The sequence below is a fragment of the Stenotrophomonas sp. NPDC047960 genome (assembly GCF_043204395.1).
Lineage (GTDB): Bacteria > Pseudomonadota > Gammaproteobacteria > Xanthomonadales > Xanthomonadaceae > Stenotrophomonas.
Genome location: NZ_JBIDBX010000004.1, coordinates 259,755 through 283,553 on the forward strand (window position 1 = coordinate 259,755; position 23,799 = coordinate 283,553).

At 69.1% G+C, this 23,799-nt stretch carries 16 protein-coding genes; 8 read left to right on the plus strand and 8 right to left on the minus strand.

What is annotated here, in order from left to right:
* Positions 1–41: 41 nt before the first annotated feature.
* Both prpC and prpB read right to left on the minus strand, forming a co-directional pair.
* The gene (prpC, locus tag ACGFZ3_RS11125; RefSeq protein ID WP_307106561.1) at positions 42–1,199 is read right to left on the minus strand and encodes a 2-methylcitrate synthase; all 1,158 of its coding nucleotides are present in this window, start codon (positions 1,197–1,199) and stop codon (positions 42–44) included.
* Between the two features lie 28 nt (positions 1,200–1,227).
* Entirely contained in the window at positions 1,228–2,118 is an 891-nt protein-coding gene (gene prpB, locus ACGFZ3_RS11130; protein ID WP_392920603.1) for a methylisocitrate lyase, read from the minus strand.
* A 157-nt stretch (positions 2,119–2,275) separates the two neighbouring features.
* Between prpB and prpR the strand changes: the two genes are divergently transcribed.
* Entirely contained in the window at positions 2,276–3,883 is a 1,608-nt protein-coding gene (gene prpR / locus ACGFZ3_RS11135; protein ID WP_392920606.1) for a propionate catabolism operon regulatory protein PrpR, read from the plus strand.
* Positions 3,884–4,015: 132 nt separating this feature from the next.
* Here prpR and ACGFZ3_RS11140 read toward each other — a convergent pair whose 3' ends face one another.
* Complete coding sequence (locus tag ACGFZ3_RS11140) at positions 4,016–4,237, minus strand: hypothetical protein (protein WP_392920609.1); 222 nt, start codon at positions 4,235–4,237, stop codon at positions 4,016–4,018.
* Positions 4,238–4,341: 104 nt separating this feature from the next.
* Here ACGFZ3_RS11140 and ACGFZ3_RS11145 point away from each other — a divergent pair, with 104 nt between their 5' ends.
* Positions 4,342–6,870, plus strand: a complete 2,529-nt coding sequence (locus ACGFZ3_RS11145) for a hypothetical protein (RefSeq protein ID WP_392920612.1) — start codon at positions 4,342–4,344, stop codon at positions 6,868–6,870.
* A 7-nt stretch (positions 6,871–6,877) separates the two neighbouring features.
* Here ACGFZ3_RS11145 and pdxH read toward each other — a convergent pair whose 3' ends face one another.
* A complete protein-coding gene (gene pdxH, locus ACGFZ3_RS11150; protein WP_392920614.1) occupies positions 6,878–7,477 on the minus strand; it encodes a pyridoxamine 5'-phosphate oxidase in 600 nt (199 codons plus the stop codon).
* A gap of 41 nt (positions 7,478–7,518) precedes the next feature.
* Between pdxH and ACGFZ3_RS11155 the strand changes: the two genes are divergently transcribed.
* Positions 7,519–8,349, plus strand: coding sequence for a kinase (locus tag ACGFZ3_RS11155; RefSeq protein ID WP_392920617.1), 831 nt, complete (start codon positions 7,519–7,521; stop codon positions 8,347–8,349).
* Positions 8,350–8,365: 16 nt separating this feature from the next.
* On the opposite strand, the gene ACGFZ3_RS11160 is transcribed toward ACGFZ3_RS11155, so the two are convergent.
* Positions 8,366–8,569, minus strand: coding sequence for a dodecin family protein (locus tag ACGFZ3_RS11160; RefSeq protein ID WP_392920620.1), 204 nt, complete (start codon positions 8,567–8,569; stop codon positions 8,366–8,368).
* A 94-nt stretch (positions 8,570–8,663) separates the two neighbouring features.
* Between ACGFZ3_RS11160 and ACGFZ3_RS11165 the strand changes: the two genes are divergently transcribed.
* The 5 genes from ACGFZ3_RS11165 (at position 8,664) to mdtD (ending at position 13,373) form a co-directional block, all read left to right on the plus strand.
* Positions 8,664–9,206, plus strand: coding sequence for a shikimate kinase (locus ACGFZ3_RS11165; RefSeq protein WP_392920623.1), 543 nt, complete (start codon positions 8,664–8,666; stop codon positions 9,204–9,206).
* Complete coding sequence (gene aroB / locus ACGFZ3_RS11170; protein ID WP_392920625.1) at positions 9,203–10,312, plus strand: 3-dehydroquinate synthase; 1,110 nt, start codon at positions 9,203–9,205, stop codon at positions 10,310–10,312. The genes ACGFZ3_RS11165 and aroB overlap by 4 nt, the downstream gene beginning before the upstream one ends.
* Positions 10,313–10,386: 74 nt before the next feature.
* On the plus strand, positions 10,387–10,638 hold the full coding sequence (locus ACGFZ3_RS11175) for a WGR domain-containing protein (protein ID WP_392920628.1): 252 nt from the start codon (positions 10,387–10,389) through the stop codon (positions 10,636–10,638).
* A 42-nt stretch (positions 10,639–10,680) separates the two neighbouring features.
* Positions 10,681–11,763, plus strand: a complete 1,083-nt coding sequence (gene hemE, locus ACGFZ3_RS11180; RefSeq protein ID WP_392920631.1) for a uroporphyrinogen decarboxylase — start codon at positions 10,681–10,683, stop codon at positions 11,761–11,763.
* A gap of 206 nt (positions 11,764–11,969) precedes the next feature.
* Positions 11,970–13,373, plus strand: coding sequence for a multidrug transporter subunit MdtD (gene mdtD, locus ACGFZ3_RS11185; protein ID WP_392920633.1), 1,404 nt, complete (start codon positions 11,970–11,972; stop codon positions 13,371–13,373).
* A gap of 49 nt (positions 13,374–13,422) precedes the next feature.
* Here mdtD and ACGFZ3_RS11190 read toward each other — a convergent pair whose 3' ends face one another.
* The 3 genes from ACGFZ3_RS11190 to ACGFZ3_RS11200 form a co-directional block, all read right to left on the minus strand.
* Positions 13,423–16,944, minus strand: a complete 3,522-nt coding sequence (locus ACGFZ3_RS11190) for an ATP-binding protein (RefSeq protein ID WP_392920636.1) — start codon at positions 16,942–16,944, stop codon at positions 13,423–13,425.
* Between the two features lie 128 nt (positions 16,945–17,072).
* The gene (locus ACGFZ3_RS11195) at positions 17,073–20,258 is read right to left on the minus strand and encodes a two-component regulator propeller domain-containing protein (protein ID WP_392920639.1); all 3,186 of its coding nucleotides are present in this window, start codon (positions 20,256–20,258) and stop codon (positions 17,073–17,075) included.
* The gene (locus ACGFZ3_RS11200) at positions 20,255–23,761 is read right to left on the minus strand and encodes an ATP-binding protein (protein WP_392920642.1); all 3,507 of its coding nucleotides are present in this window, start codon (positions 23,759–23,761) and stop codon (positions 20,255–20,257) included. The genes ACGFZ3_RS11195 and ACGFZ3_RS11200 overlap by 4 nt, the downstream gene beginning before the upstream one ends.
* Between the last annotated feature and the right edge of the window lie 38 nt (positions 23,762–23,799).

A 23,799-nucleotide genomic window follows, 5' to 3' on the forward strand; every position in this document is an offset into this window, starting at 1 on the left:
GCTGCAAACGGGAAAGGCCGGCCCGGGGGCCGGCCCTTCGTTCAGCGGCGCTGGTCGATCGGCACGAAGGCCTGGTCTTCCGGGCCGGTGTAGTTGGCGCTGGGGCGGATGATCTTGCCGTCGATGCGCTGTTCGATCACGTGCGCGCTCCAGCCGGAGGTGCGGGCGATCACGAACAACGGGGTGAACATCGCGGTCGGCACGCCCATCATGTGGTAGCTGACGGCGCTGAACCAGTCCAGGTTCGGGAACATCTTCTTGATGTCCCACATCACCGATTCCAGGCGCTCGGCAATGTCGTACATCTTCAGGTTCTGCTGCTCGCTGGACAGTTCGCGGGCCACGTCCTTGATCACCTTGTTGCGCGGGTCGCTGACCGTATAGACCGGGTGGCCGAAGCCGATCACCACTTCCTTGCGCTCGACCCGGGCCTTGATGTCGGCCTCGGCCTCATCCGGGGAGTCGTAGCGCTTCTGTACTTCGAACGCCACCTCATTGGCGCCGCCATGCTTCGGCCCACGCAGCGCGCCGATGCCACCGGTGATGCAGCTGTACATGTCGCTGCCGGTACCGGCGATGACGCGGCACGTGAACGTTGAAGCGTTGAACTCGTGCTCGGCGTACAGGATAAGCGAGGTATGCATCGCCTTCACCCACGAATCCTGCGGCTTCTCGCCGTGCAGCAGGTGCAGGAAGTGGCCGCCGATGGAGTCGTCGTCGGTCTCCACGTCGATCGCGCGGCCGTTGTGGCTCCAGTGGTACCAGTACAGCAGCATCGAGCCCAGGCAGGCCATCAGCTTGTCGGCGATGTCGCGCGCGCCGGGGTGGTTGTGGTCGTCCTTCTCCGGCGACACGCAGCCGAGCACGGAAACACCGGTGCGCATCACGTCCATCGGGTGGGCCGACGGCGGCAGCTCTTCCAGCGCGGCCTTGACCGCCGCCGGGATGCCGCGCAGCGACTTCAACTTGGCCTTGTAGGCGACCAGCTCGGCGCGGGTCGGCAGTTTGCCGTGCACCAGCAGGTGGGCGATTTCCTCGAACTCGCTGGTGTTGGCCAGGTCCAGGATGTCATAGCCGCGGTAATGCAGATCGTTGCCGCTGCGGCCGACGGTGCACAGCGCCGTGTTGCCGGCGGCGGTGCCCGACAGGGCGACGGACTTCTTCGGCTTGAAGCCGGGGGCGGTGGTTGCTTCGCTCATGATCCCTCCAGAAAACAATGGTGCGACGTTACTTCTTGGCGGCGAACAGCGCGTCGAGCTGCTGCTCGAAGGCGTGGTAGCCGATACGGTCGTACAGTTCCTCGCGCGTCTGCATGCTGTCCACCACGTTCTTCTGGTGGCCGTCGCGGCGAATGGTCTCATACACGTTCTCGGCGGCCTTGTTGGCCGCACGGAACGCCGACAGCGGGAACAGCTGGATGGCCACGCCGGCCGAGGCCAGTTCGTCGCGGCTGAACAGCGGGGTCTTGCCGAATTCGGTGATGTTGGCCAGTACCGGCACCTTCACCGCTTCCACGAAGCGGCGGTAGGTGGCCAGGTCGTAGGCGGCCTCGGCAAAGATGCCGTCGGCGCCCGCTTCCACGCAGGCGATGGCGCGCTCGATGGCTGCATCCACGCCGTCCACCTGGATGGCATCGGTGCGCGCGATCAGGAAGAAGTCCGGATCGGTCTTGGCATCGGCCGCTGCCTTGACCCGGTCCACCATCTCGCCCTGGGTGACGATTTCCTTGCCCGGCCGATGCCCGCAGCGCTTGGCGCCCACCTGGTCTTCGATATGGCAGGCGGCCGCGCCGGTCTTGATCAGCGATTTCACGGTGCGCGCGATGTTGAAGGCGCTGGGGCCGAAGCCGGTGTCGATGTCGACCATCAGCGGCAGATCGCACACGTCCGTGATGCGGCGCACGTCGATGAGCACATCTTCCAGGGTGTTGATGCCCAGGTCGGGCAGGCCCAGCGAACCGGCCGCGACGCCGCCGCCGGAAAGGTAGATGGCACGGTAGCCGGCGCGCTTGGCCAGCAGTGCGTGGTTGGCGTTGATCGCCCCGATCACCTGCAGGGGCGATTCGGCGGCCAGCGCGGCGCGGAAGCGGGCGCCGGCGGAGGAAACAGCAGTGGTCATGGGGAACATTCCATCGAGGATGACGGAGAACAGCCGCAAGGCGCGTGCCAACTCCCAAGTGATTGATTTCATTAGCGCGGCTACCGGTCCGGCCTGTTTCACTTTGAAACATTGAAACAGCTGTAACATGGATGGAACTGAAACAGAGCTACCGTCCATGTCGATCCGCCTGCCCCGCCCCCGTCTGCCCGACCCCGACCCCGGCGCGCTGCCGGTGATCTGGACGGTCAGCGTGTCGCGGCTGACCGGGCTGCTCGGCGATGTCATTCCGGAGTTCGACCGCCGCGCCCGCATCGTGCCGATCAACCTCGGCTTCGAGGAGGCGGTGGACGTGATCGGGCAGCGTCTGCGCCGCGAGCACTGCGACGTGGTCATTGCCGGCGGCTCGAACGCGGCGTACCTGCGCAGCCGCCTGGAGGTACCGCTGGTACCGATCCAGGCCAACGGCTTCGACCTGATGGAAGCGCTGGCGCGGGCCCGGCGGATCGCGCCGCGGATCGGGCTGGTCACCCATGCCACCGACGTACCCAGCTTCGGCAGCTTCCAGCACAGCTTCGGGCTGGATATCGAACATCGGCGCTTCGTGACCCGTGAAGATGCACGCGACTGCATCGCCGACATGCGCGCCAACGGCATCGAGGTGATCGTCGGCACCGGCATGGCCATCGACCACGCCGAGCGCGTGGGACTGCCCGGGGTGCTGCTGTATTCGGCCGATTCGGTGCGCCAGGCGTTCGAACATGCGCTTGAACTGACCCAGACCCTGGCGCGCTCCGGCGTTGCGGCGCCGCGCCGGCGTGCGCCGACCCGGCTGCGTCCGGTCGAACACCGCCTGCTCGGCGACAGCCCGGCAATGCAGCAGGTACGCGAGCGGATCGCGCTGTATGCCCCCCACGACAGCACCGTGCTGGTAACCGGCGCCACCGGCACCGGCAAGGAGCTGGTGGCGCGCCAGCTGCATGCGGCCAGCGGCCGCAGTGGCCGCTTCGTGGCACTCAACTGCGGCGCCATCAGTGAATCTCTGCTGGAGGCCGAGCTGTTCGGTTACACCGAGGGCGCCTTTACCGGCGCGCGGCGCGGGGGGCGGGTCGGGCTGGTCGAAGCGGCCGACGGTGGCACGCTGTTCCTGGACGAGATCGGCGAGTTGCCACTGCCGCTGCAGACCCGCCTGTTGCGGGTGCTGGAAGAGCGCGAAGTGCTGCGCGTGGGCGCCACCGAGCCCACCGCAGTGGATGTGCGCGTGGTGGCGGCCACTCTGCAGAACCTGGAATCGCTGGTAGAGGCGCAGCGCTTCCGGCGCGACCTCTACTATCGCCTGGCCGCGCTGCGGATCGCGCTGCCGACCCTGCGTGAGCGCCCTCGGGATGTGCCGCTGCTGCTGGAGCACTTCTTCCAGCAATTGGGGCAGCGCCCTTCACCGCTCGATGCAGCCGCCACACACCGGCTGTGCGTCTACGCGTGGCCGGGCAACGTGCGCGAGCTGCGCAATCTGGTCGATCGACTCCGCATCCATTGGCGAAGCGACCAAGGCGTATTGGGCCTGGAACAGCTGCAGTCATGGCTGCCCGAACTGCTGCCAGGCACGACCGACGCACCCGCCGCAGACGCCGCCGTATCGCGTACCGGACCCCTGCCGACGCGACCTTCGGCCGCCACGCTGCAGCACTGGTTGCTGGAACACCACGGCAACCGCGAGCAGCTGGCCGCCCGGTTGGGGGTATCGCGCACCACGCTATGGCGTTGGCTTCGGCAGCCTTCGGGGTGAGGTCCAGCGCGCGGGCTCTGCGCACCGCGTGCCAGCGACGACATCCCTGATACGCAGTTCAGGCTTCAACCGACAACGCATTGGGGAAATTCCTAAAGCCAAATGCGGATATCCGGTTGTGCAACGTGTTCATCATTTTGCCTGGTGCGCGGGCAGGAACTGACAGCGTGGGACATCCAGGGGCCTTGCATACGGGCCGCCCTGACGCGACACGGCCGGCAGCAGATGTCTGGTGAACACAGCAATTCCGCAGCAGAGCAGGGGTTCCGGTGCGGCGTCGCGACGCACGATCCGATAGATGTCATCGATGAGGTCAAGAGAGAAAACGTTCTGCCGTCCGCCGGGAGGGTTCATCAACGGGAATCCCGGGTGAACTGCCGGCGAACGCAGCAATGTCCAACGGCCTGCGGCGCCGCTAGGTTCCAGAGCGACGACCCGCCCATCACCGAGGACACCGCATGTTCCCAGCAACGCACGCCAGGCCGATCTCCACCCTCGTCACCCGCGGCACCGCACTGCTCCTGCGCAGGCAGCGCGGTGCTGCGGGCGCCATCCCGCTGACCGGCATAAGCAATCACGCCAGCTGCGCGCAGGCTGCGCCCACCCGGGTATGGCGGATGCCATCGGCCGCCGCCAATACCGAGCAGGGCGCGGAGGATGCACCCCGCGCTGCCGGCCCTTCCGAGCATGCGTTGATGGTGCTGAGCGGACAGATCCATGCACTGCTGGCGGTGTGCCGCGCCGACGCGCCCGCGGATTTTGCCAACGCCCTGGACACGCTGGCCCTGGACCCGCGCCGGCCGCTGACCCGCAGACAGAGCAGCGCGTTGCTGCGTGCGATCAAGCGCCTGCCCGGTGGCAGCCATGTTTCCGAACGGCAGAAGGCCGTGCGCACTGCGCTGTATGACCTTGTCCGCGCAGCACGCGCCGAGGCGATGCTGCACGAGCAGATCGCACGGCATACCGAACGCGAACGCATCAACGTGCTGCCGGGTTCGCAGCGCAGCGTCGGCAACGGCGGCATGTTGGGCGTCCGCTTCGGATTGCCCAGTGGCGTGCATGCGGGGGCGGCGGCCGGGGCACGCCAGGAGTGCAGCGTTGCCACGTTCGATGACCTGACCATCGCCACCATCCGCAGCGCCACGGTAACGGGTGAAGCCAGTGTCCAGGCCACCGTCGCGCCCCGGGTAGGCGTGGAAGGCGGACTGAGCGCTTACTCCACCGAAGGCGATGCGGACATTTCGATGTCCATGCGCACGCGCGTGCTGCGGCTGGCGCATGCATCGGTCGCCCGCCGGCTGGGCGGCAACGCCCTGCAGCGTGCGTTCAAGCGTGTGACCGAGCCACGGCGGGACCGCTACGACGAGCGCGCCAGCCGCGCAATGGCCTGGCAATCGAAACTGCCGGTCCTGCTCGGCGCACCGGCGCTAGCGCAACCGCTGGCGTTTGGCACGCGTGGCCTGCTGATCACCGCGGGCCTGACCACCCACGGCGGTGCGCTGTCGGCAAGTGCCGGATACGGGGTTGGCCAGCTCGGCGCCACCGGCGCGGCGAGCCGAACCGAGCTGCGCGCGGCACTGCCCACCCGGCTGACCGAACTCGGCAACGACGGCCTGCCCGCCAGCAAGGAACTTGGCATCCGCACGGTGCTGGACACGCGCGTGGCGCATCGGGTGGGCGACCAGCCTCGTTCACACGCGTTGCAGATCGTCCAGCAGCTCATGGCGGCGCCGCGGGACCCCGACAACCTGGAACGGCGGCTGGAGGCGGTGGACCACGTGGGTGCCGCGTTCGATCACCTGCAGGCGCTGACCACGCTGTCGCTGCGGGCGCCGCAACAGGCACGCGCGCCGCTGGCGTCGCTGGCACGCGACTGGGGCGGCAGCAGCACCGCGCCCGAGCCGGTGATGATCGCCCTGCTCGACACGCTTGCCTGGCTGCAGGCAGTGCCCGCACCCGATCCCGGCTCGCCCGCCGCGCACGCGGACTGGACCCGGCTGCAGCGCACCGTCCAGGCACAGGCGCGGCGCATCCACGACACCCTCCTGCCGCACGACCGCGCGTGGGTGTATCGGGCCACCCATGCGTTCCGTGAGCAGATCCAGAAAATCGACACACTCAGTGGCACCCTGTCGCTCTCGGCGACGCTGCCCCTGCTCACTGCCACCGGAGGGGTGAGGTTTGCACGCCACGTCCGACAGGATCCCGATCCGCTGCGGGCGGGCTACTACCTGGAACTGACCTTCGAGTCGAATCTCGCACCCGCGCTTGGCACGATCCTGAGCGAAGTCGAACGGCAACTGCCGGACTGGGGCGCGCTGCCATTGCGCGAGGCGGAAGCCCTCACTACCCCGCTGTCGGCCGAGCTCGGGGTCAACGCTACCGCCCAGTGCATGGTGCGATTCTTCCGGCCGTCCTACCAGACCGACCCGGATTTCCCCGCCTCAGCGCGCGGCAATCACCTGCACGCAGTGCGCGTGGCCACTGGCACCGCGCAGACGGTGGATCTGACCGTGCCCGTCCCCGTGCTGCCGGGGCTGTCGCCCACCCTGTCGGTGCAGCACAGCCGCTCCACCCAGTTCACCCGCTACGACCGCCTGGGCGAAGGCACGCTGACCAGTGCCCTGATGCGATACCTGTCGCTGTGCTCGGCTACCCAGCCCCGTCCCGAAACCTGGGCCGCGCTGCTGGAGTCGCATGGCGCCGACCTGGACCGGCTGGCCAACGCACTGACCGACCCCGATTCGGTCCCCGCGCACGAAGCGCGCTACTGGCTTCAGCGTGAGCCCACCACCACGACGGGCGGTGCCACCACCCGGCGTGAAAACGCCGATACCAGCACGCTGGACGCGTTCAAGCAGGCCGCCGATGCCGAGACCCGGCGCGCCCAGCTGTATGCGCTGTTCGAGGCGGTGGGGGCCATCACCACCCGGCAGAAGGCAATGTCGTCGCTGATCGGCGCATTGACCCTGCCGGTGGTCGGCTGAGCGACGCTTACGGGTACAGCAGGCGCTTGCCCCACTGCCCGTTGACGTCGATCTCATAGCACCAGCGCTCATGCAGGCGGAACTGCGCGCCGTACCAGAACTCGATGCGGCGCGGCACCACACGCAGCCCACTCCAGCCCTCCGGCCGCGGCACATCGCGGCCGGCGAAGCTGGCTTCGGCGGTGGCCACGCGCGTATCGAATTCCTCGCGCGAGGCCAGCGTGCGCGACTGCAGCGACGCCCACGCGCCGATCTGGCTCAGGCGCGGACGCGAGGCAAAGTACGCGTCGGCTTCTTCGTTGCTGACCTGTTCCACGGTGCCTTCGATGCGCACCTGGATGCCGGCCTCGCGCAGGCTGCGCCACAGGAACAGCAGTGCGGCGTGCGGGTTGGCCTGCAGCTCACGGCCTTTGTGGCTGTCCAGGTGCGTATAGAACACGAAACCGCGTTCATCGAACGCCTTCAGCAGCACCGTGCGCGCCGAGGGCAGTCCGGTGCCCGTGGCGGTGGCCACGGTCATCGCATTGGGTTCGATTTCAGCGCTGCCCCTGGCTTCGTCGTACAGGGCGGCGAAGGTGGACAGCGCTTCAGCGTAGAGATCGGTCATGGTCGGTTTCTTGCGGCTCGGTTTGGGTTTATTGTCTGCGCATGCCCGCTGCTGCGTACATGCCCCGGAACAAGGGATTTCCCGATGCACTGGTCGCGCAGGCGCTGGATGACGCGCTGGCCGTCACGGCCACGGTGCCAGTATTGGCGATCAGCGGCCTGCAGGGCAGCGGCAAATCGACGCTGGCGGCCCAGGTGGTGGCCCTGGCCCGGCAACGGGGGCTGCGTGCGGCGGCACTGTCCATCGACGACTTCTACCTCACCCGCGCCCAGCGCCAGCGCCTGGCGCGCCAGGTGCATCCCCTGCTGCTGACCCGCGGGCCACCCGGAACACATGACCTGGCCCTCGCCCACGCCACCCTGGACGCGATTACCGCGCGGCAGCCCGTGGCGTTGCCCCGGTTCGACAAGCTGGCCGACGAGCGCGTGCCGGACGCGCACTGGGCGCACCTCAACGATGGCCTGGACCTGCTGGTTTTTGAAGGCTGGTTCCTCGGCACCCCGGCGCAGCGGGAGGACGAACTGGACGCCCCGCTCAATGCGCTCGAGCGCGACGCCGACGCCGGGGGCCGGTGGCGCCGCTGGTGCAACCAGGCCCTGGCCCGGGACTACCCGCCGCTGTGGCAGCGGTGCGACCTGTTATGGTTCCTGCAGCCCCCGGATTTCGCCGTGGTGCCGCGGTGGCGCTGGCAGCAGGAGCAGAACCTGCAGGCCGCCCAACCCGAGCGCAGCAGCATGAGCCGCGCCCAGCTGGAGCGGTTCGTGCAGTACTACGAGCGGGTCAGTCGGCAGGCCTTGCGGACGCTGCCGGCGCTGGCCGACCGGGTGGTGATGCTGGACGACCAGCGCCGGATCGTGCCGGCGCCTGGCTGAAGCCTTTCCCGCCCGCTCAGCTGACCAGGAACGTCACACGCAGGTTGACCCGCCATTCGGTGATGTTGCCCTCGCCGTCGGTGACCACCTTGGTTTCGTTGATCCAGGCCCCCTGGATGCCTTTGACCGTTTCGGACACCTTTTTCAGGCCGCTGCGCACCGCGTCTTCGACGCTGGTGGACGAAGAGGCATTGATCTCGATGATTTTGGCCACTGACATGGGGTGCTCCGGGTGCGTGCGGGACATTCCGCGCCGCCCACGATGGGGTCCGGTGCGTAAAGGCCGCGACATGGAGGTGTTAGCATTCCGGGTAATGAATCCTGCTCCAAACCTCATTCTGGTGGGCCCGATGGGCGCCGGCAAGACCTGTATCGGCCGCCGTCTCGCCGAGCGCTTCACGCTGGACTTCGTGGACGCCGACCAGGCCATCGTGGACGCGGCCGGGGCGAGCATTCCCACCATCTTCGAACATTCGGGCGAGGCCGGCTTCCGCCAGCATGAACGCCAGGTGCTGCAGCGGCTGCTCGCCGGTCAGGGGCAGCTGATATCCACCGGCGGCGGTGCCGTGCTCGATGCGGGCAATCGCGAGGCAATCGCGCAGCGTGGCTTCGTGGTCTACCTGCGGGTCAGCGTCCCGGCGCAGCTGGAGCGGCTGGCCCGCGACCGGGGCCGGCCGCTGCTGCAACGACCGGACCGCGAGCAGGTGCTGCACGCGATGGCCGGCGTGCGCGACCCGTTGTACCAAGGCCTGGCCGACCTCACCCTCGATACCGATCTGTACACGCCCAACGAGGCGACCGCGCAGCTGGTGCTGCGGCTGGCCTCGCAATGGCAGCGACTGGAACCTCACGCATGAGCGCGCCCCCCCGCACCGTCGCCGTCGGCGGCGACACCCCCTACACGATCCATATCGGCCCCGGCCTGCTTGCCCGCGGCGAACTGCTGGCAGGTTACGTACGCGGCCGCCACGTACTGCTGCTCAGCGACTCGTCAGTGGCACCGCTATACCTGGAGGGAGTCAAGCAGGCTCTGCGGGATGCCCGACCGGAACTGTTGATCGGCGAGCTGGTGCTGCCGGCCGGCGAAGCCTCGAAGACACTGGCCAACTTCGGCGCGGCGATCACCGCGCTGGCTGCGCTCGGCGCTACCCGCGACGCGTGCGTGGTGGCCCTGGGCGGCGGCGTGGCCGGCGACCTGGCCGGGTTTGCCGCGGCCTGCTGGATGCGTGGGGTGGACTGCGTGCAGCTGCCTACCTCGCTGCTGGCCATGGTCGATTCGTCAGTGGGCGGCAAGACCGCCGTTGACATTCCCGAAGGCAAGAACCTGGTGGGCGCCTTCCACCCACCTCGTGCGGTGATTGCCGATACCGCCGCGCTGCGCACCCTGCCGCCGCGCGAACTGCGCGCCGGCCTGGCCGAGGTGATCAAGTACGGCGCGATCCGCGACCCGCTGTTCTTCCAGTGGCTGCAGGCCGAACATGCCGCACTGCTGGCCGGTGACGATGCGGCGCTGGCCCAGGCCATCGCGCGCAGCTGCGAGCACAAGGCCGAGATCGTCGCGCGCGATCCGCTGGAACGCGGCGAGCGGGCCCTGTTGAACCTGGGCCACACCTTCGGGCACGCGATCGAGACCGAGCAGGGCTACGGTGCGCCCGGCAATGACAACCTCAACCACGGCGAAGCAGTCGCGGTGGGCATGGTGCTCGCCGCGCGGCTGTCGGCGCAGCTGGGCATGAGCCGCGACGAGGACACCGCCCGCCTGCGCGAACTGCTGCTGCGCTACGAGCTGCCGGTCGCCGTTCCGGCCGGGCTTGCGCCCGAGGCCCTGCTGGCGCGCATGCGGCTTGACAAGAAGAACGTGGCCGGGCGCCTGCGGCTGGTGCTGTGGCGGGGCATCGGCCGCGCCGAAGTGGTCGCCGACATCGACGAAGCCGACGTCCTGCGCGTGCTGGCCACGGGTTGAGCTGCGACCGCTTGCCGCGGCCGCCCAGCGGGCCGGTACGGACCCGTTGCCGGTTCGCGGCTACAATCGCGGCCATGCGCATCTTCCTGCAGCAACCTGCCAGCGGCACCGATCCGGCCGGCTACCTCCAGCTCACCCTGCAACCGGACCTGTTCGGCGGCTGGGAACTGCTGCGCGAGTCGGGCCAGATCGGCAGGAGCGCCAAGCTGCACCGCCAGTTCTTCGCGGACCAGGCGCAGGCAGAAGCCGCGTTTGAGAAGGCACGCGACAGCGAGCTCAAGCGCGGTTACCAGATCACCTATACCCGCGGCGTGCCGCCGCGCTGAGCGGCCTCGCCTCCCCCGGCCCTGCGCCACCCGTTTCCAAGGATGCATCCCGTGACCAGCCCCCCCCGCCACGATCGCCTGCTGCGCGCCCTGCGCCGCGAACCGGTGGACTGCACGCCCGTCTGGCTGATGCGCCAGGCCGGCCGTTACCTGCCCGAGTATCGCGCCACCCGCGCCAAGGCCGGCAGTTTCCTGGCCATGGCCAAGAACCCGGACATCGCCTGCGAAGTCACCCTGCAGCCGCTGCGCCGGTTCGACCTGGACGCGGCGATCCTGTTCTCGGACATCCTGACCATTCCCGATGCGATGGGCCTGGAGCTGTATTTCGTCGAAGGCGAGGGTCCGAAGTTCCGCCACCCGGTCCGCGACACCGCCGCCATCGCCCGGCTCGCAGTACCGGACATGGAGACCGAGCTGCGCTATGTGATGGATGCAGTCCGCGTGATCCGCCGCGAGCTGGATGGCCGCGTACCGCTGATCGGATTCTCCGGGAGCCCGTGGACGCTGGCGTGCTACATGGTCGAGGGCGGCGGCAGCAAGGATTTCGCCCGCATCAAGGCCATGGCCCTGAACGAGCCGGCCGCACTGCACCAGCTGCTGTCGGTGGTGACCGATGCGGTGGTTGCCTACCTGGCTGCCCAGCGCGCGGCCGGCGCGCAGGTGCTGCAGGTGTTCGATACCTGGGGCGGCGTGCTCAGCCCGTCCATGTACCGCGACTTCTCGCTGCGCTACCTGACCCGCATCGCGCGTGAACTGGAGCGCGGTGAAGGCGAGCAGCGCACCCCGCTGATCCTGTTCGGCAAGGGCACCGGCCTGCACCTGGCTGACCTCGCCGACACCGGCGCCGATGCCTTGGGCGTGGACTGGACCCTGGACCTGGCCGACGCAGTGGCACGTACCGGCGGACGCGTGGCGCTGCAGGGCAATCTCGATCCGGCCACGTTGTACGGCAACCCGGCGGCGATCGAACGTGCCGCCGGGCAGGTGCTGGACAGCTATGCGCGCGGCAATGGCGGCTCCCGCGAGGGCCACGTGTTCAACCTCGGCCACGGCATGTCGCCCGACATGAACCCTGAACATGTGCAGGTACTGGTAGAAGCCGTACATTCCCACAGCCGCCGTTGATCCAACGACCGCGCGACCCCCAGATCGAGCGACCAAGGATCGTAGTGACACGCCATGCGTGTCAAAGCCATGATCCTGCGCACGTGCCCGAGCCATGCGTGTCAAAGCCATGATCCTGCGCACGTGCCCGAGCCAGCGCGGTGCCCATCACCGGGCATTGCCCCGCATCTGCGATCATGTGCACCTCGTTGATGAAGGTGCACACGATGACGACCCCCAGCTATGCCTCGTTCCGGCCCCTGTTGTGGCTGGTGTCGCTGGCGATCTTCATGCAGATGCTGGATTCGACCATCGTAAACACCGCCCTGCCCGCCATGGCGCGCAGCCTCGGCGAGAGCCCGCTGCAGATGCAGTCGGTGGTGTTCAGCTACGCGCTGGCAGTGGCGACGTTCATTCCCGCCTCGGGCTGGATCGCCGACCGCTTCGGCACGCGCCGCACCTTCCTGGCGGCGATCATCCTGTTCACCCTCGGCTCGCTCGCCTGCGCGCTGGCACAGACCCTGCACCAGCTGGTCGGTGCGCGCGTGCTGCAGGGCGTGGGTGGCGCGATGCTGCTGCCGGTCGGGCGCCTGGCAGTGATGCGCTCGGTCTCGCGCGAGCAGTTCCTGCGGGCCATGAGTTTCATCGCCATCCCGGCCCTGGTGGGGCCGCTGATCGGCCCGACCCTGGGGGGCTGGCTGGTGGAGGTGGCGTCCTGGCACTGGGTGTTCCTGATCAACCTGCCCATCGGCGTGATCGGCTTCGTGGCCGCGCTGAAGATCATGCCCGACCACTACGCCGAACACCGCACCCGCTTCGACATCGCCGGCTACCTGATGCTGGCATTCGGCATGGTGGTGCTGTCACTGGCACTGGATGGCATTTCCGGCATGGCCACGCCGCACGCATTGGTGATGCTGATGACCGTGGCCGGACTGGCTGCACTGGTCGGCTACTGGCTGCATGCGGCCAACTCCACCGCGCCGCTGTTCTCTCTGGCGCTGTTCCACGTGCCCAGCTACCGCATCGGCATCCTTGGCAACCTGTTCTCGCGGATCGGCAGCAGCGCGATGCCGCTGCTGATCCCCCTGTTGCTGCAGGTGGGCATGGGCATGAGTCCGATGAACGCCGGGCTGCTGATGATTCCCGTGGCAGCCGCCGGCATGCTGTCCAAACGCTACGCGGTCAAGCTGGTGGAACGCTTCGGCTACCGCCGGGTATTGATGGTCAACACTGTGCTGGTCGGGTTGGCGATGGCCAGCTTCATCTTCATGGTCCCCGGTCAGCCGATGGGGCTGCGCGTGGTGCAGCTGGCGGCATTCGGCGCAGTCAATTCGCTGCAGTTCACCGTAATGAACACCGTGACGCTGCGCGACCTGGACCGTGATTTCGCCAGCTCGGGCAACAGCCTGCTGTCGATGGTGATGATGCTGGCCACCGGCTTCGGCGCCGCGGCTGCAGGCAGCCTGCTGGCTGCGTTCGAGCATCTGGACACCCTGCGCGGCGCTACCGCTGCCCTGCATGCCACGTTCGTGTGCGTGGGTGCGATCACGCTCACCTCCACGCTGATCTTCTGGCAGCTGCCCGACACCCGCCCCTCCCCCCGCGATGTAGAAGAGGTCGCCGAATAGGCGACCTCGGTAGCAGCGGACCGTTGGTCCGATGACCTTTAAAAAATTTTTACCCCCGCCCCTCCACCACCACCCGCGCGATCGCCTGTTCCAGCAGGTCACCGGTCACCGGCTTGCGCAGGAAGCCCTGGAAGCCCGCCTCGCGGACCTGGTGTTCGATGCCCGGGTCGGTCCGCGCGGTCACCGCCAGCAACGGCATCGCATAGCCCTGGTTGCGCAGATGTCCAGCCAGTTCCAGGCCGCCCAGGCCGGGCAGGTCCAGGTCCAGCAGCACCACGTCGAACGGCGCATCGCTCACTTCGCGCAGCGCGGCCAATGCGTGCCCGGCGTGCACGACCTCGTGTCCGCGCGCGCTCAGCAGGCCGATGATCACGCTGGCCACCGTCTGGTCGTCCTCGACCAGCAGCAGGCGCAGCGGCGGCAGGGGCTGGCCCTCGGCAACGCCGGCGCTTCCGACCGTCGCATCGGCCATCTGCAGCGGCAGCGGCAACGTCACGCTGAAGCGCGTGCCCACGCCGAGCTGGCTTTCAACGCTGATCTGGCCCTGCATGGCCAGCGCAAGCTCGCGGCAGATCGCCAGGCCCAGGCCGCTGCCGCCGTACTGCGCGGCGGTGCGCGCACCATCGGCCTGCTCGAAGCGCCGGAACAGGCGCTGCTGCTGGTCGCTGCTGATGCCCGGCCCGGTATCGGATACCTCGAAGTACAGCCCACGCCCCGGCGCCAGCGCATACACCTTCAACCGCACTTCGCCGTTGCTGGTGAATTTGACTGCATTGCCCAGCAGGTTGAGCAGGATCTGACGCACCCGCACCGCATCGCCCACGCTGCACAGCCCGGCCGGCAGTTCGTTGTCGACCACGAAGCGCAGCCCCTTCTGCTCTGCCAGCGCCGCCATCAGGGTGCAGGCATCATCAATCACGCCCTGCAGCGCAAACGGCTGCGTCTGCAGCTGCAGCCGCCCCGATTCGATCCGGGCCAGGTCCAGCGCGTCGTTCACCAGGTGCAGCAGGTGCTCGCCGGCATGCCGGATCGATTCGGTGTAACTGCGCTGCTGCGCGTTCAGCGGCGACCCCAGCAGCAGCTCGCTCATGCCCAGCACGCCGGTCATGGGCGTGCGCACTTCATGGCCCAGGTTGGCCAGGAAGCGTGTCTTGGCAGCCGATGCCTGCTCGGCCAGTTCCTGCTTGTGCAGCGCCAGCTGGTAGGCGTGGCGGCGTTGCACGCGGCGGCGGTACAACCAGGCGCACAGGCTCAGCAGCAACAAGGCGATCGAAGTCATCACCAGCAGCCCCGATACGCTGCGCCACCAGGGGGGCATTACCCGGAACTCAAGCACCTGTACCCGCGACCAGACCAGGTCGGCCGAGCGTGCCTGCACCTCAAGCCGGTAACGTCCGGGCGGCAGCCGCGAGAATACGCGCTCGCCACCCGGTCCCACTTCCACCCAATCCGGGTCGTAGCCGGCCAGGCGGTAGCGATAGCTGTTGGACGACGAGTCGGCAAAGGACAGCAGCCGCGCCACGATGCGCAGATCGCGGTCGGCATCGGCGATCTCCAGCGGGGCAAGATGGGTCAGGTCCAGCACCCGCTCGCCTCGGCGCACTTCCACGCGCTCGATCACCAGCGGGGCGCGCCGGGTCGCCGGGCGTACCTGGTCCGGATCGAACAGCACCACGCCGGCCGGTGTCCCGCCGGCGATGTGGTTGCTGGCCGTACGCACCAGCGTGCCGCGGCGGAACTCCTGGCTGGGCAGCCCATCACGTACGCCGTACTGGCGCACGCTGCCCTGGTTGGGATCGACGCGGATCAGGCCGCGCGAGCTGGCGGCCCACACGATATCCTGGGCATCAACCACCAATCCCGTCGCCGACAGCTGCGGGAAGCCCTCTTCGGGCCCGATCTGTGCCTCCCGCGCGAGCCGCTTCCCGGTCCAGCGATAGCGGATCAACCGTCCATCTTCCGATACCCACACCGTGCCATCGTTGGCCCGCGCCAGGGCATGGCTGGCGACGGCCGCCGCGCCCGGCACCCCGTCGAACCGCGCACGCGAGGGCACCCACTGCATCAGGCCCTGGTTGGTTGCCACCCACAGATGGTCCTGTGGACCACACATGAGGTCCAAAACCAGCTGTCCGGGCACCAATCCTGCCGTGCCGGCCGCGATCCGCTGGCGTACGCGGCCGTCCAGGCTGCGTTGCTGCAGTCCGCCGGATGACGCGCTCCAGACGCTGCCGCCGTCGCAGAGCATCAGCGTATCCACGTCGCCCTCCATCGCCGCATCAAGGCCCGCATCGCTGCCCCAGCGTTGCAGGGCCCCGGTATCGGGGTCGTAGCGCAGCAGCGCCTCATGCGATCCGATCCAGACGTGTCCGCGCGCGTCTTCCACTACGGACAACAACCATTGGGCACCATCCACCCAGGTCCGGTGTTGTTCCACCCGGCCGGTGACCGGATCGAAGCGGTCAAGTGCACCGTGGGTACCCACGGCCCAGGCACCACCGTTGGCCGATGCGGCCATGCCCAGCACGTAACCGTTGCGAAGCGAGGCCGGGTCGTCCTCCAGCCGTGACAGCACCGAGAACTGCCACCAGCGCGGCAGCAGGTGCCACAGGCCACTGTTGGTACTGGCCAGCCATATGCCGCCTTCGCGATCTTCGTACGCGCCAGTCCAGTTGGGGCGCACCTGGCCGCGGGCAACCGCGCTGTAAAGCGGAACCTGCTGGAACCGGTTCTGGTAGGCGCGTCCAAGACCGGACCGGGTGTCGAGCCAGTACCCGCCCTGCTCATCGCGCAGCATCATGCCCAGCACCTGGTCGCCGGCGTCCACCTTCCAGGGCGCCGGAGTGAAGCTGCCATCCGGCCGTCGCACCACCGTGCCTGCGTTGGTACTGATCCACAGGCTGCCATCCAGTTCGGCGGTCAGCCCGTTGACCAGCGGCGTGGGCAGCTTGGACGCAGGCACCCGCTCGAAGTCGCGCCCGGTCCAGCGCGCCAGCCCGGCCTTGGTACCGACCCACAGGCTGCCGTCCCGGGTGGTGGCCATATGCGTCACCGATGCAGCCGGCAGGCTGCGCCGGTTGCCGGGTTCCGGCATGAAGCGGGTGATCACGCCATTACGGTCAAGCCGGTGCAGCCCGCCTTCGTAGGTGCCGAACCAGACCGCCCCGTCACCGGTGGAAGCCAGGCTCCAGATCGTGTTGCTGCCGATCACCGGATTGCTGGCACGGTCAAAGAAGCGCAGCTCGCGGCGGTCGGCAGACATCATCGCCAGCCCGGCATTTTCGGTACCGATCCACAGCTGGTTGCGCGCATCCACGTGCACGCTCCAGACCATGTTGTCGCGAAGGCCGTCTTCTGCGCGCCAGACACGGTAGTTGCGGCCGTCGAACCGGGCCAGGCCATCGTTGGTGGCCAACCACAGGTAGCCGTACCCGTCTTCGGCCATGCGGTTGACGGTGTTGGACGGCAGACCATCGAATACGGTCAGCTGGCGCGGCGTTGGTGGGACCGGCTGCGCGGCCGCCAGCGACGGCCACATCCACAGCATCCCGAACAGGAGCAGCCAACGCATGGGCAACACCAATGAATCTCCTGGAGCGGGTCTGGGTCACCCGGTGACGTGCATACCGGGCAGGACTTGTCGCAAAAGGCACAAGTTACGGAGGGATGGTAAACGGTTCGCTTGATCGGAACGAACCGTCAGGCCAGACCGGCCTGCTGCAGCGCCAGCCGAAGCGTCGTGGCGGTGACCGGCTTGGGCAGAATTCCCGCACCGCCGACGGCGCCAATCCGCTCAGGCAGCTCTGTCGCGGACCGCCGGCTCAGCGCCAGCACCGGCGCGGTCACGTTCCGCGCAGACAGCAGGCCGATCAGGGTCGGCCCATCGATGCCGGACAGTTCCATGTCCACCAGCACCAGGTCGAAGCGGCCTGCGGCCAGCTCGGTCAGGCCGGCCAACGCGTGCGGCGCATGCACCAGCTCGCAGCCGTGCACCGACAGCAGCGCACTGGTCTCACGGGCGGCCTGGCGGTCTTCGTCCACCAGCAACACCCGGCCGCGGGGCTGCGGCGCCACCGTCGGCATCGGCAATCCCACCTGCACGCGCCACCGTCCGCTGCCGAGGGCGTGCACGCACAGCGTGCCGCCAAGGGCCCCGGCCAGACGTTCGGCGGCAGTCAATGCCGTGCGCAGGGACGCCATCGACGGCGTAGGCACGGCCTTGCCGACGCCGGCCGCGGACGGGTGCGCGGCGCGGCCGCCGGCGTTGAACGTCCACAGCAGGCCCTCGCGGCCCGGCCGCCATGCCACCTCCAACACCATGTGCGCGGCACCTGTGTGCCTGCCCACGACGCGTGCGACCGCGTCGAGCAGTTGAACCAGTCGCGGCGCATCACCATGCGCGCGTGCGTCCCCGGGCAGCTGCAGGCACAGGGCCAGCGCGGTACCCCGACGGCAGGACGGTACGATCTGGCGTGCCACCCACTGCCGGTGCACCGCCGCCACGTCAAAGTCGGCAGCGTGGAGGGGCGCACAGCCGGCCTCCAGCCGCGCCTGGTCCAGTGCGTGATTGACCCGCTCCAGAAGCGCATGCCCGCCCTGCAGTATCCGCTCCAATGGCTGCCGCTGGGCCGCGTGCAGCGGCGACGACAGCAGCAGTTCGGCCATGCCCAGGATGCCGGTGAGCGGTGTACGCACTTCGTGGCCCAGGGTCGCCAGGTAGTGCGCCTTGGCCTGTGCCGAGCGCAGCAGCAGCGACAGGCGCTGTGCCGACGCCTGCGCCCGTCGGCCGCGCGCGACCCGGCGCACCGCCGCCCAGGCCCCACCGCCCACCAACAACGCACCGGCGGTCACCCGCGCGCCCACCAGCACCGGGTGGTGCCAGCCACTGCGCTCCACCTGCAGCAGCAGCGCCCGGGTCGGCGACCAGCTGCCATCGGCCAGGCGTGCCTGGAACTCCAGCCGGTGCTCGCCGGGCGGCAGTTGCGGGAAGCCGCGGGTACCGCTGCGGCCCACGCGGATCCAGTCCCGGTCCAGGCCGCACAGCCGGAACCGGTACTGCTGGCGGGCCTGCACCGGAGCGCCAAGCAGGCGGACGCTGACCTGGATGTCCCGGTCATCCGGCCGCAGTGGAAGGACCGTCGCGGACGGAAGCAGGTGCAGGCTGCCGTCGCGGTGCAGCTGCACGCGCTCCACCACCAGCGCCGGCTCGCCCCTGCATGCCGCCAGTCCCGTCGGATCGAAGCGCACTGCACGTCCGTGCCCATCCACGGCCAGCATCGTCGATCCAGCGGCCTGCAGCTGTGCATTGAACACGGCCTCCGGCACGCCTTCGCTGCGCGTGTACAGCCGCACCTGGCCCTCGCGCGGGCGAAGACGCAACAGGCCGCGCGCGCTGGTCGCCCACAGCGCGCCGTGGACGTCGCTGGCCAAGGACGCCAATCGGAGCGACGGCAGCCCCTGCCGTGCGTCGATCTGCACACCCGGCCGGGCCAGGCCGTCCTGGATCAGATAGCGCCGCACCCTGCCTGGAGTAGCCACCCACAGCGCACCGTCCGCGGCCAGATGCAGCGCACTTACCTCGCCTTCCACACCGGAAACGGCCTCGAAGCGCCCGTCGGCCCATCGCGCCAGGCCATGCCGCCCACCCCACCACACCCCATTGGCGGCATCGCAATGCAGCGCCAGCGGACCCTGGGGACGAGCCTGCCCGATCGCATCCCATCGCCACTGCCGGGCACCCGCACCGCCTGCGGGCAATCGCCGGATTCCGCTGGCGTCCACTTGCCACCGGCTGCCATCGGCGCAGGCCAGATGCTGCGTCGGCGCATCCAGCTCCAGATGTACCCCGCTGACCGCCGGCATCGCAGGCGGTGTCTGATCAAGCGCTGCAAAGTGCTGCCAATGCGGTGGCAGCCGCCAAACGCCCAGATGCCGCCCGAGCAACCACACGCTGCCGTGGCGATCTTCAAGGGCGCTGCGGAACCGGGGCATGTCGCTGCTGCCCAACGGCGCCACGCTCAACCCGGAGTGCGGCGCGGCCCCACTCTTCCAGATCGTGGCATCTTCGCCGAGCCACGGCCCACCGCGTCGCGACACACCCAGCGCACGCGTTCCAGCCGGTGCATCCACCGGTTCCAGCCGTCCCGTATCCGACGATCGCCACGGTCCTGCCGCGCCGCTGACCCACAGCCGCTGCTCCGCATCCACCAGCAGCGCGCTGACCGGCGCAGTCGCCAGCATTGAAGGAGGCGGCAGGAAGTGACCGTTCCGCCAGCGCGCCAATCCGCGCGGCGTTCCGACCCAGAGCGTGCCATCGGCCGCCAGCGCCAGGTGCTCGACACGGCGGTCGGGCAGGCCGTCCGCGTTCGCGGTAGGCAGATACTGGCGCAGCCGATGCCCCGGTCCGAGCCGGAACAGACCGGCATCACGGGTACCGAACCACACCACGCCATCCGGAGCCGGCAACACGACGCTGATGGACGTGCCGGCCAAGGCCGGATAACGCCGGCTGTCGAAACGCTCGACATGGCTGCGGTCGGCCGACATCCGCATGAGCTGGCCCTGCGCCGTTCCCAGCCACAACCGGTCCTGCGCATCCGTGGCCATCGCCAGCAGCTGGTTGTCGGCCAGACCCTGCTCGATGCGCCAGATCCGGAAGCGCTGGCCGTCGAAACGCGCCAGGCCGTCATCGGTGGCGAACCACAGGTAGCCATCGCGATCTTCCACCACCTGGTGCACCGCGTTGGAAGGCAGCCCATCGGCAGTGGTGAAACGCAGAGCCGTGGGGACCGCCGCGCGTGCCGATGCCGCAAGCAGCAGCAGCGGCAGCACCACCGCCATCAGGCGTTGCGGCAGGCGCGTAGCTGTCCGCAGCCTGCCGATCATGCGACCACCACGGCGGCCGCCAGGCGTGCTCCGGTCACGGGCAGACGCAGAAATCCGTCGAACCCGGCCGCCCGTGCGTCGCGCTCGGCGCCGGCATCCGCGCGTGGCGTGAGCGCCAGGCGCCGCACCCCCGGCCACAGCCAGGGAAGCCGCGCGCTCATTCGCCCGCCGGCCACCAGCATGTCCGGATCGGCCGCAATCAGGTCCCAGGGCCCCGGATCGACATCGCGCATCCAGGCGTCTGCGTCCTCCACGGCAACCACCCGATGGCCGTGCGAGCGCAACAGCGCGCATATCACCTCGACGGCCTCGCGCTCGGCCGCGGGCAACAGCACCATCACCCGCAACGAGCGCGATGGACCTGCAGGGGATGCGCCGGGGTGCGGCGTAGCCGGCGCAGCTGCCGGTGGCAGCACCGGCCAGGGCAGCATCAACTGGAACTGGGTACCCCGCCCGCGCTGGCTGTCGACGTCCAGTCGCCCTCCCATGGCGTGCGCCAGCTCCCGGCTGATGGCCAGTCCCAATCCGCTGCCGGCCTCGTGGGTGACCGGAGCGGCGCCGTCGACCTGGCTGAATCGCTGGAACAACCGCCGGAGCTGCGCCGGGCTCATTCCCGGCCCGGTATCTGACACACACAGCAACAGCCCACGATCATCCGGAGCGCTGCGCGCGCCAAGGCTGACCTGTCCGTGCGCCGTGAACTTGAGGGCGTTGCCGAGCAGGTTCAGCAGGATCTGGCGCAGCCGCTGCACATCGCCGTGGAAGCACGCGCCAGGCGGCAACGTACTGGTCCAGTGCAGTGCCAGGGCCTTGCGGTGGGCCACCGGCAGCAGCAGCGCGTGCAGCTCGCGCAGCACATCGGCCAGCACGAAGGGCGCTGGTTGCAGCTGCAGGCGGCCGGATTCGATACCCGCCAGGTCCAGCGCATCGTCCATCAACTGCAACAGGTGGTGACCGGCCTGCTGAAGGCTGCCCACCTGCTCGCGCTGCACCGGCGACAACGGGGACTGCAGCAGCAGCTCGCTCCAGCCGAGCACCGGTGTCAACGGCACGCGCACCTGGCGTCCCAGCTCGGCCAGGAAACGGGTACGCTGCATCGAGTCCTGCTCGGCCCGCTGGTGGCGGGCACGGGCCTGCCGGCGCTGCGCGCGTCGCCGCTGTCGTCGATGATGCAGCCGCGCTACCCCCACGATCGCTGCGCAGAGCCCGGCAGCCAGTGCGATCCGACCCGGCCGGGTTTCCCACCATCGCGGCACCACGCGCAGCTGCACCTGGCGCACCGCCGACCATGCACCGCCGGCATGCCGCGCCTTTACCAGCAGGGAGTGTTCACCGGCCGGCAGCCGGGCGAACAGTCGTTGCGCGACAGGACCGGTGTCGACCCACGACGGGTCCTGGCCCAGCAGGCGGAAGTGATACTGGATGCGATCCGGATCGCCGCGACCGAGCAGCTTCGCGGCGACCCGCACATGGCGGTCGCCCGTGCCCAGAATGACCGGCTGCGCCGCAATCGGCACCTGGATCACCCGCCCATGACGACGACGGCTCATTGCATCGATCACCAGTATTGGCACCGTCGCAGGGCCACGCAGGGCGCGTGGGTCGAACGCCAGCAGGCCGCCTTCGCGTACACCCGCCAGCAGTGCACCCGAGCCGAGCCGAAGCAACCGGTGCGGGAGCACTTCCTGCACGGGCAGGCCCTGCGCGGTGCCCAACACCTCCACCTCGCCGGTATGCGGATCCACCCGCACCACACCGCGCGCGGCTCCCGCCCACGCCACGCCGTCGGCACCCACCGCCAGCGCATTGGCGCGCAACAGCGGGTAGCCCTCGGCACCGGCGACGCGGTGGAGTGCATGCAGGCGCCCCTGCGCCCGACGGTACTGTTCCAGGGCCGCCGGACGACTGACCCACAGGGTCCCATCGTCGCTTTCGGCGAGGGCCGATACCGGTCCGTCGCCGTCGCCCTGGACCCTCTCGAAGCGCTCACGCGCGGCAGACCAGCGCATCACGCCTTGCGGGTCAGTGGCCCACACCTCGCCATCACGCGTGCACAACAGCTGCCGCACCGGCACATGGGGCCGCAGGCCAAGGCTCTGCGGGGGCGCACTGTGCTGCCGCTCGCCATCTGTGGACCACCGCTGGATCGCCTGCGGGTGCGCCAGCCAGATCTGCCCCTGCGCGCACATCTGCAGGGTGATGGCCCCTTGTTCCGTACCCAGCCCCAATGCCCAGTCGCGCGTGCTGTGCTGACGCGGGTCATGGCGCAACAGCCGATCGGCACTGGCAACCCAGACCCGTCCCTGCGCATCTTCGGCCACGCCGACAGGCAGTGAACCGGCGCCGCCCAGCGGGTAGCTGAGTACGTCACGACTGCGTCCGGAGCGCAGGTCAATACGCTGCAGGCGCCCGCGGCTGCCAGCAATCCAGGCGTGGTGCATGCCCGAGGCCGCCAGGCCCAGCGCATGGTGACTGCCGATTCCCGGCCCGCCGTCGGCACCGGCGGGCAATGCCGTGAACTGTCGCCAGCGCGCCGACAGCCACCACACGCCATGTTGCTCACTCACCCACCACAGGTCCCCGTTGCGATCTTCCAGCGCCTGCCGGATCACCACCGGCCCCGGCGCGCTGCCCGGAGGTGGCTGCAGTGCCCACGGCACACCCGGGCCGGACTCCCGCCGCAGCAACACGGCGCCCTGCTGCTGCCAGAGCGTGCCGTCAGCGCTGCGCAGCACGCTGCGGGCGCCCACCGGCCGCACACCGGTGCGCGCGGCCATGTCCACTGCCCAGGTGCCGCGTACCGAGGTGATTTCCACCCCGCCCTGCGGGTCGGCCCAGAGCGACTGGATGGGTGCGGTAAATGCAGGTGGCAGCGCCACCCGCGCAAACGCTTCGCCCTCCCAGTGCCAAAGCGACGAGGACTGGGCCACCCACAATGCGCCCGTGTGATCCCGCGCAAGGGCCCTCACCGCGCCCCCCTCCAGCGGAAAGCGATGCAGCTGCCAATGCGGATCGTGCGGCGCCAGCCCATAGAGCTGACGGTCGCTGCCAATGGCCCAGACCCGGCCATCGCCGCTGCTGCGTATCTGGCGCACCGGGCCTTGTCGCAGCGCCGACGGGGCCGATGCCGGCAGCCGCTGGAAGCCACCGCGATCAGCGCCCATCATGACCAGCCCCACGGTGGCCGTTCCCACCCACAACCGGTCGACGGCATCCACGTGCAACGCGCGCAGGTCCAGGTCCGGCAAGCCTTCTTCGAGCCGCCAGAGCCGGTACTGCTGTCCATCGAAACGCATCAGCCCGTCGCTGCCCGCCAGCCACAGATAGCCCGACGCGTCTTCGGCGATTTCACGCACAGAGGGCTCGTGCAGGCCGTCGGCCATGCCCAGCAGGCGTGGCGAGGGCACATGTACGACACCCGCAAGGCTCGCTGCCGGCCACATCAGCAAGGCCAGCAGCAACGCTACGGTCTGCCCGCGCAGGGCCTCTCGCGGAGGCGTCACCGTCTACCGCAACGTCATCGTTCTCATTGCGGCCACGG

Excerpts from the sequence above, each read along its gene's own strand:
- prpR (WP_392920606.1), top strand. The coding sequence starts at position 2,276 with ATGTCGATCCGCCTGCCCCGCCCCCGTCTGCCCGACCCCGACCCCGGC.
- mdtD (WP_392920633.1), top strand. The coding sequence starts at position 11,970 with ATGACGACCCCCAGCTATGCCTCGTTCCGGCCCCTGTTGTGGCTGGTG.
- ACGFZ3_RS11145 (WP_392920612.1), top strand. The coding sequence starts at position 4,342 with ATGTTCCCAGCAACGCACGCCAGGCCGATCTCCACCCTCGTCACCCGC.
- prpB (WP_392920603.1), bottom strand. The coding sequence starts at position 2,118 with ATGACCACTGCTGTTTCCTCCGCCGGCGCCCGCTTCCGCGCCGCGCTG.
- ACGFZ3_RS11155 (WP_392920617.1), top strand. The coding sequence starts at position 7,519 with ATGCCCGCTGCTGCGTACATGCCCCGGAACAAGGGATTTCCCGATGCA.
- ACGFZ3_RS11190 (WP_392920636.1), bottom strand. The coding sequence starts at position 16,944 with ATGCGTTGGCTGCTCCTGTTCGGGATGCTGTGGATGTGGCCGTCGCTG.
- ACGFZ3_RS11160 (WP_392920620.1), bottom strand. The coding sequence starts at position 8,569 with ATGTCAGTGGCCAAAATCATCGAGATCAATGCCTCTTCGTCCACCAGC.
- hemE (WP_392920631.1), top strand. The coding sequence starts at position 10,681 with ATGCATCCCGTGACCAGCCCCCCCCGCCACGATCGCCTGCTGCGCGCC.
- ACGFZ3_RS11195 (WP_392920639.1), bottom strand. The coding sequence starts at position 20,258 with ATGATCGGCAGGCTGCGGACAGCTACGCGCCTGCCGCAACGCCTGATG.
- ACGFZ3_RS11140 (WP_392920609.1), bottom strand. The coding sequence starts at position 4,237 with ATGAACCCTCCCGGCGGACGGCAGAACGTTTTCTCTCTTGACCTCATC.
- ACGFZ3_RS11175 (WP_392920628.1), top strand. The coding sequence starts at position 10,387 with ATGCGCATCTTCCTGCAGCAACCTGCCAGCGGCACCGATCCGGCCGGC.
- pdxH (WP_392920614.1), bottom strand. The coding sequence starts at position 7,477 with ATGACCGATCTCTACGCTGAAGCGCTGTCCACCTTCGCCGCCCTGTAC.
- aroB (WP_392920625.1), top strand. The coding sequence starts at position 9,203 with ATGAGCGCGCCCCCCCGCACCGTCGCCGTCGGCGGCGACACCCCCTAC.
- ACGFZ3_RS11165 (WP_392920623.1), top strand. The coding sequence starts at position 8,664 with ATGAATCCTGCTCCAAACCTCATTCTGGTGGGCCCGATGGGCGCCGGC.
- prpC (WP_307106561.1), bottom strand. The coding sequence starts at position 1,199 with ATGAGCGAAGCAACCACCGCCCCCGGCTTCAAGCCGAAGAAGTCCGTC.